The 6,259-nt window shown below is 69.5% G+C and carries 5 protein-coding genes; all 5 read left to right on the top strand.

The genetic code is table 11. From position 1 onward, the window contains the following. The first annotated feature begins 450 nt into the window (after positions 1–450). The 5 genes from C6Y14_RS32100 (at position 451) to C6Y14_RS32080 (ending at position 6,254) form a co-directional block, all read left to right on the top strand. A complete protein-coding gene (locus C6Y14_RS32100; RefSeq protein WP_107020375.1) occupies positions 451–1,500 on the top strand; it encodes a BMP family lipoprotein in 1,050 nt (349 codons plus the stop codon). A 302-nt stretch (positions 1,501–1,802) separates the two neighbouring features. Continuing rightward, positions 1,803–3,467, top strand: coding sequence for an ABC transporter ATP-binding protein (locus C6Y14_RS32095; protein ID WP_107020374.1), 1,665 nt, complete (start codon positions 1,803–1,805; stop codon positions 3,465–3,467). Then, positions 3,464–4,585: an ABC transporter permease gene (locus tag C6Y14_RS32090; RefSeq protein WP_107020373.1), complete on the top strand. Its 1,122-nt coding sequence runs from the start codon at positions 3,464–3,466 to the stop codon at positions 4,583–4,585. The genes C6Y14_RS32095 and C6Y14_RS32090 overlap by 4 nt, the downstream gene beginning before the upstream one ends. Beyond that, the gene (locus C6Y14_RS32085; RefSeq protein WP_107020372.1) at positions 4,582–5,844 is read left to right on the top strand and encodes an ABC transporter permease; all 1,263 of its coding nucleotides are present in this window, start codon (positions 4,582–4,584) and stop codon (positions 5,842–5,844) included. The genes C6Y14_RS32090 and C6Y14_RS32085 overlap by 4 nt, the downstream gene beginning before the upstream one ends. Next, positions 5,841–6,254, top strand: coding sequence for a cytidine deaminase (locus C6Y14_RS32080; protein ID WP_107020371.1), 414 nt, complete (start codon positions 5,841–5,843; stop codon positions 6,252–6,254). Before C6Y14_RS32085 ends, C6Y14_RS32080 begins: the two co-directional genes overlap by 4 nt. Positions 6,255–6,259: the final 5 nt, after the last annotated feature.

The raw sequence follows: 6,259 nt of genomic DNA, 5'->3' as shown, positions 1-6,259 counted from the left end.
GGGGCGCGGGGAACTGCGCGGGTCACCCCCACCGGCCGTCGGTCGACCGGCTACCGCGGGCCGGGCAGGGGCGCAGCCCCGCCACCTCTGGGGGCGCGGGGAACTGCGCGGGTCACCCCCACCGGCCGTCGGTCGACCGGCTACCGCGGGCCGGGCAGGGGCGCAGCCCCGCCCCCTCAAGGGGGCCGGCCCCCATGAGCCCGCGGTCGACGACACACCCGGCCCGTACGCCTCGCGTACCGGCCGGTAGCCCTGCCGGCAGACTCCGTCGCAGGTCGCGCGCCCCTTGCCTCCCGCAAGGGGCGTTCGACGTTCCGTAGTCTGTACGGCATCTGTGGCCACAGCTCGATAACGGACCGGACAGAAGGGGTTTTCCGTCTGGTCTACGCGCGTTACGCTGCGGCGGAACCAGCGCCTGGTATGGGCGCTTGCACAAAGGAGTCACGTTCCATGCGCCGGGTGTCCCGAATCGCTGTCGCGGGCGTTGCGACCGCTACCCTCACCGCCGCCCTCGCTGCTTGCGGCGGCACGTCCAACGACGCCGCAGACAGCGGCGACGGCAAGAGCAAGGGCATCGCCCTCGCGTACGACGTCGGCGGCAAGGGCGACCAGTCCTTCAACGACGCCGCGACCCGCGGAATGGAGAAGGCCGCCTCGGAGTTCAAGTACGGCTCCAAGGCCGTCGAGCCCACCGACGGCGAGTCCGACGCCGACAAGGTGCAGCGCCTGCAGACGCTGGCCAAGGCGGGCTACAACCCGGTGGTCGGCGTGGGCTACGCCTACGCGCCGGCGGTCGCCGAGGTCGCCGAGAAGTTCCCGAAGACCACGTTCGGCATCGTCGACGACGAGACGATCGACAAGAAGAACGTCGCCGACATGGTCTTCCACGAGGAGGAGTCCTCGTACCTCGCGGGTGTCACCGCGGCCCTCACCACCAAGTCCAAGACCGTCGGCTTCGTCGGCGGCGTGGACATCCCGCTGATCCACAAGTTCGAGGCGGGCTACAAGCAGGGTGTCGCGGACACGAACCCGAAGGTCAAGGTCGTCTCGCAGTTCCTGACCGAGAAGGCCGAGGACGGCGGGTTCGCCAGCCCGGACAAGGGCAAGACCGCCGCCGAGGGCCAGATCGAGGACGGCGCCGACGTGGTCTACCACGCCGCGGGCCTGTCCGGTCAGGGCGTCATCGAGGCCGCTTCCGCCGCCAAGGTGTGGGCGATCGGTGTCGACTCCGACCAGTACAGCCAGGACGCCCTCAAGGCGTACAAGCAGTACATCCTCACCTCGGCCACCAAGGACGTCGAGGGCGCGGTCTACAACCTCGCCAAGTCGGTCCAGGACGGCAAGCCCGAGACGGGTGTCGTGCGCGCCTCCCTCAAGACCGGCGGTGTCGGCCTCGCGGACTCGAACCCCGACTTCAAGGGCAACGCCAAGCTGCAGGCGGCTCTGGAGAAGGCCACCACGGGCATCAACGACGGCACCATCAAGGTCAAGACCTCGTAGTAACCGTCCGCGGTAACCATGGTCAATCGGGCGCTGTAATGGCAGCGTTACGGTCGCGAAAACGGGGTGTGGGAAGGATGGCCTTCCCGCGCCCCGTTCGCGCGGCGGATGATCCGGTTCTGTCCGGGAGGCATTGATATGCCTGGGTGCTCCTGGATACATCCAGAACATCCGACTCCGCAGTAGTAGTTGAAGCAGGGGCGCTACGCGCGTAGATCGGCCCCTTTTCCAAGGAGTACGCCATCGACGCGTCCAGCAGCCCTCCGCTCGCCGCACAGTCACCGTCCCCGTCGCAGTCGCCCGTGTCGGTCGAACTGGCGGGGATCACCAAGCGCTTCCCCGGTATCGTCGCCAACCACGACATCCACCTGTCCGTCCGCAAGGGCACCGTGCACGCCCTCGTCGGCGAGAACGGGGCCGGCAAGTCCACCCTGATGAAGATCCTCTACGGCATGCAGAAGCCGGACGAGGGCACCATCGCGGTCGACGGCGAGCAGGTCGCCTTCACCAGCCCCGCCGACGCCATCGCGCGCGGCATCGGCATGGTCCATCAGCACTTCATGCTGGCCGACTACCTCACCGTCCTGGAGAACGTCGTCCTCGGCAGCGAGAAGCTGTACGGCATCGGCGGCGCCGCCCGCGACAAGATCAGGGAGATCTCCGAGCGCTACGGCCTCGGGGTCCGCCCGGACGCCCTCGTCGAGGACCTCGGTGTCGCCGACCGCCAGCGCGTGGAGATCCTCAAGGTCCTCTACCGCGGCGCCCGCATCCTGATCCTCGACGAGCCCACCGCCGTCCTCGTGCCGCAGGAGGTCGACGCGCTCTTCGACAACCTCCGCGAGCTGAAGGCCGAGGGCCTGTCCGTCATCTTCATCTCCCACAAGCTGGGCGAGGTCCTGTCGGTCGCCGACGAGATCACCGTCATCCGCCGCGGCACGACGGTCGGCACGGCCGTCCCCGCCGAGACCACCTCCCGCCAGCTCGCCGAGATGATGGTCGGCAGCGAACTGCCCACCCCGGAGACCGCCGAGTCGACGGTCACCGACAAGCCCGTCATCCAGGTCGAGGGCCTCACCGTGTACGCGGCCGGCGGCGCCTCGCTCGGCGAGACCGGCACCGTCGGAGACACCCCGGCCGCCGGCTCCCTCGCGGGCGACGCGGCCGGCGGCGACGCCAAGCGCGTCCTGGACGACGTCACCTTCACCATCCACGCCGGTGAGGTCATGGGCATCGCCGGGGTCGAGGGCAACGGCCAGACCGAACTGGTCGACGCCCTGATCGGCCTGAAGAACGCCGACTCGGGCACCATCCGCTTCATCGGCGAGGAGATGACCTCCTGGCCCACCCGCAAGCGCCGCGAACAGGGCGTCGGCTACATCCCCGAGGACCGCCACCGCCACGGCCTGCTCCTCGAAGCCCCGCTCTGGGAGAACCGCATCCTCGGCCATGTCACCGAGAAGCCCAACTCCAAGGGCAAGGGCAGGTGGCTCGACATCAAGGGCGCCCAGGCCGACACCCGCCGCATCGTCGAGGAGTACGACGTCCGGACGCCCGGCATCGACGTCACGGCGGCCTCCCTGTCCGGCGGCAACCAGCAGAAGCTGATCGTCGGCCGCGAGATGAGCCATAAGCCGCGCTTCCTGATCGCCGCCCACCCCACCCGCGGTGTGGACGTCGGCGCGCAGGCCGCGATCTGGGACCAGATCCGCGAGGCCCGCCGTGAGGGGCTCGCCGTGCTGCTGATCTCCGCGGACCTGGACGAGCTGATCGGCCTCTCCGACACCCTCCGGGTGATCTACAACGGCCGGCTCGTCGCGGACGCCGACCCGGCGGCCGTCACCCCGGAGGAGCTGGGCTCGGCCATGACGGGCGCGGCCTCCGGACACCTGGAGCACGTGGAGCACGAACAGCAGTCAAGCCAGGTGGCGGAAGCCGCAGAGGCAGCCCCGGAGGACGAGGCCCGATGAAGAAGTTCGACAAGGAGCGCGTGCTCCTCGCGGTGGCCGGACCGGTCATCGCGCTCGTGGCGGCCGTGGTGCTGACCTCGTTCGTGCTGCTCGCCTCGGGCAAGAGCCCGATCGAGCCGTACACCCTGATGTTCGAGCAGGCCGGTTTCGCCGACGTCCAGGTCCTGATCATCAACCAGGCCGGCGTCTACTACCTGGCCGCCCTCGCGGTCGCCGTCGGCTTCCGGATGAACCTCTTCAACATCGGCGTCGACGGCCAGTACCGCCTCGCCGCCATGATGACCGCGGTCGTCGGCGCGCACGTCTCGCTGCCCGCCGCCCTGCAGATCCCGTTCCTGATGCTGATCGCCGTGCTCACCGGCGCCTTCTGGGCCGGGATCGCGGGTGTCCTCAAGGTGACCCGCGGAGTGAGCGAGGTCGTCGCGACGATCATGCTCAACGCCATCGCCACCAGCCTCATCGGCTACCTCACCCTCACCGAGGTCTGGGGCCAGCCGCTCGGCAACAACCAGACCACCGGCGTGATGAAGGAGTCCGGCTGGTTCCCCGGCTTCGACATGGGCGACGCGGGCGAGATCTACGGCTTCACCCTGATCGCCGTACTCGCCGGTGTCCTGTACTGGCTGGTCCTCAACCGCACCCGCTTCGGCTTCGACCTGCGTGCCACCGGCGCCTCCGAGACCGCCGCGGCCGCCTCCGGCGTGGACGCCAAGCGCATGGTCCTCACCGCGATGCTGATCTCCGGCGGCATGGCGGGCCTCGCGGGCCTGCCGATCCTCCTCGGCGACGCCCACACCTACAGCCTGTCCTTCCCGACGGGCCTCGGCTTCACCGGCATCACCATCGCGCTGCTCGGCCGCAACAACCCGGTCGGCATCGCCTTCGCCGCCCTGCTGGTCGCCTTCCTCGACAAGGCCTCACCCGCCCTCGACTACGCGACCCCGGTCGCGTACGACAAGGAGATCGCGGTGATCATGCAGGGTCTCATCGTGATCGCGGTCGTCGTCTCCTACGAGGCCGTACGCGTCTGGGGCCTGCGCCGCCAGCAGCGGCGTGTCGGTGCCGAACTGGCCGCCGCCGCCAACGACAACTCCAAGAAGGAGGTGGCTGCCCGATGAGCACCGCAACCGTCGCCAAGCCGCAGGCGCCGAAGCCCGCCCGGGGCCGCCGCCGTATCTCGCTCCCGGTCCTGCTCCTGCTCATCGCGGGCCTGCTGGTCCTCGTCTCCGTCGTCCGCCTCGTCACCGACGCGAACGGCATCACCTCCACCGGCCAGATGTCCACCGCCCTGCGCCTGGCCGTACCGATCGGCCTCGCGGGACTCGGCGGACTGTGGGCCGAGCGCGCGGGCGTCGTCAACATCGGCCTCGAAGGCATGATGATCCTCGGCACCTGGTTCGGTGCCTGGGCCGGTTTCCAGTGGGGCCCGTGGACCGGTGTCGCCTTCGGCATCATCGGCGGCGCGCTCGGCGGCCTGCTGCACGCGGTCGTCACGGTCACCTTCAACGTCAACCACATCGTCTCCGGTGTGGCCATCAACATCCTGGCCCTCGGTGCCACCCGCTATCTGTCGACCTTCGCCTTCGAGGGCGAGGAGGGCGGCACGTCGAAGCAGTCGCCGCCCGTCGACTCGCTCGGCACCTTCGACATCCCAGGTCTCTCGGACTGGCTGCAGACCCTCAACGGCAAACACTGGTTCCTGGTCTCCGACCTCGCCGGTCTCGTCGGCGGCCTCTTCACCGACCTGTCGCCGCTCACCGTGATCGCCGTCCTGCTCGTCCCGGTCACCTGGTGGGTGCTGTGGCGCACCTCCTTCGGCCTGCGCCTGCGCTCCTGCGGCGAGAACCCGGTCGCGGCCGAGTCGCTCGGCGTCAACGTCTACAAGTACAAGTACCTGGCCGTCGTCATCTCCGGCGGCTTCGCCGGACTCGGCGGCGCCTTCCTCTCCCTGGTCGCCTCCAACATCTACCTGGAGGGCCAGACCGGCGGGCGCGGCTACATCGGCCTCGCCGCGATGATCTTCGGCAACTGGATGCCGGGCGGACTCGCCCTGGGCGCCGGCCTGTTCGGCTACACCGACAGCCTCAAGCTCCGCGGCGGCGGCACCAACGTCCACGCGCTGCTGCTCCTGCTGGCCCTGCTCCTGATCATCGGTGCGGCCTACTTCGTATGGAAGAAGCGGTACGTCAACGCGGCGATCACCACGCTCATCGGCGTCCTGGTCTTCCTCTGGTACACCACGACCAACGAGGTCCCGAACCAGGTCGTCACCGCCACCCCGTACGTCGTCACGCTGCTCGTCCTCGCACTCTCCGCGCAGCGCCTGCGGATGCCGAAGGCGGACGGCATGCCGTACCGGCGAGGGCAGGGCAAGTGACGACGGCCGGGACCGAACCGGCCGAGGTCGACTGGAAGGCCCTGCGGGAGGTGGCGCGCGAGGCGATGTCCCGCGCGTACGCCCCCTACTCGGGCTACCCGGTCGGAGTCGCGGCCCTGGTCGACGACGGCCGGGTGGTCTCCGGCTGCAACGTCGAGAACGCCTCTTACGGCCTGGGCCTGTGCGCCGAATGCGGGCTGGTCTCACAGCTCCAGAACACCGGGGGAGGCCGGCTCACGCACTTCACGTGCGTGGACGGCCGCGGCGAGATCCTCGTCCCCTGCGGCCGCTGCCGCCAGCTCCTGTACGAGTTCGGCGGCCCCGACCTCGTCCTGGAGACCCCGGCCGGTCTCCTCCCGCTCTCCGAGATGCTCCCGCAGGCCTTCGGCCCCGAGCACCTCACCAGGTAATTCAT

The sequence above is a fragment of the Streptomyces dioscori genome (assembly GCF_003024195.1).
Lineage (GTDB): Bacteria > Actinomycetota > Actinomycetes > Streptomycetales > Streptomycetaceae > Streptomyces > Streptomyces dioscori.
This window is presented reverse-complemented; position numbering and strand designations above follow the sequence as displayed.

Excerpts from the sequence above, each read along its gene's own strand:
- C6Y14_RS32090 (WP_107020373.1), top strand. The coding sequence starts at position 3,464 with ATGAAGAAGTTCGACAAGGAGCGCGTGCTCCTCGCGGTGGCCGGACCG.
- C6Y14_RS32085 (WP_107020372.1), top strand. The coding sequence starts at position 4,582 with ATGAGCACCGCAACCGTCGCCAAGCCGCAGGCGCCGAAGCCCGCCCGG.
- C6Y14_RS32100 (WP_107020375.1), top strand. The coding sequence starts at position 451 with ATGCGCCGGGTGTCCCGAATCGCTGTCGCGGGCGTTGCGACCGCTACC.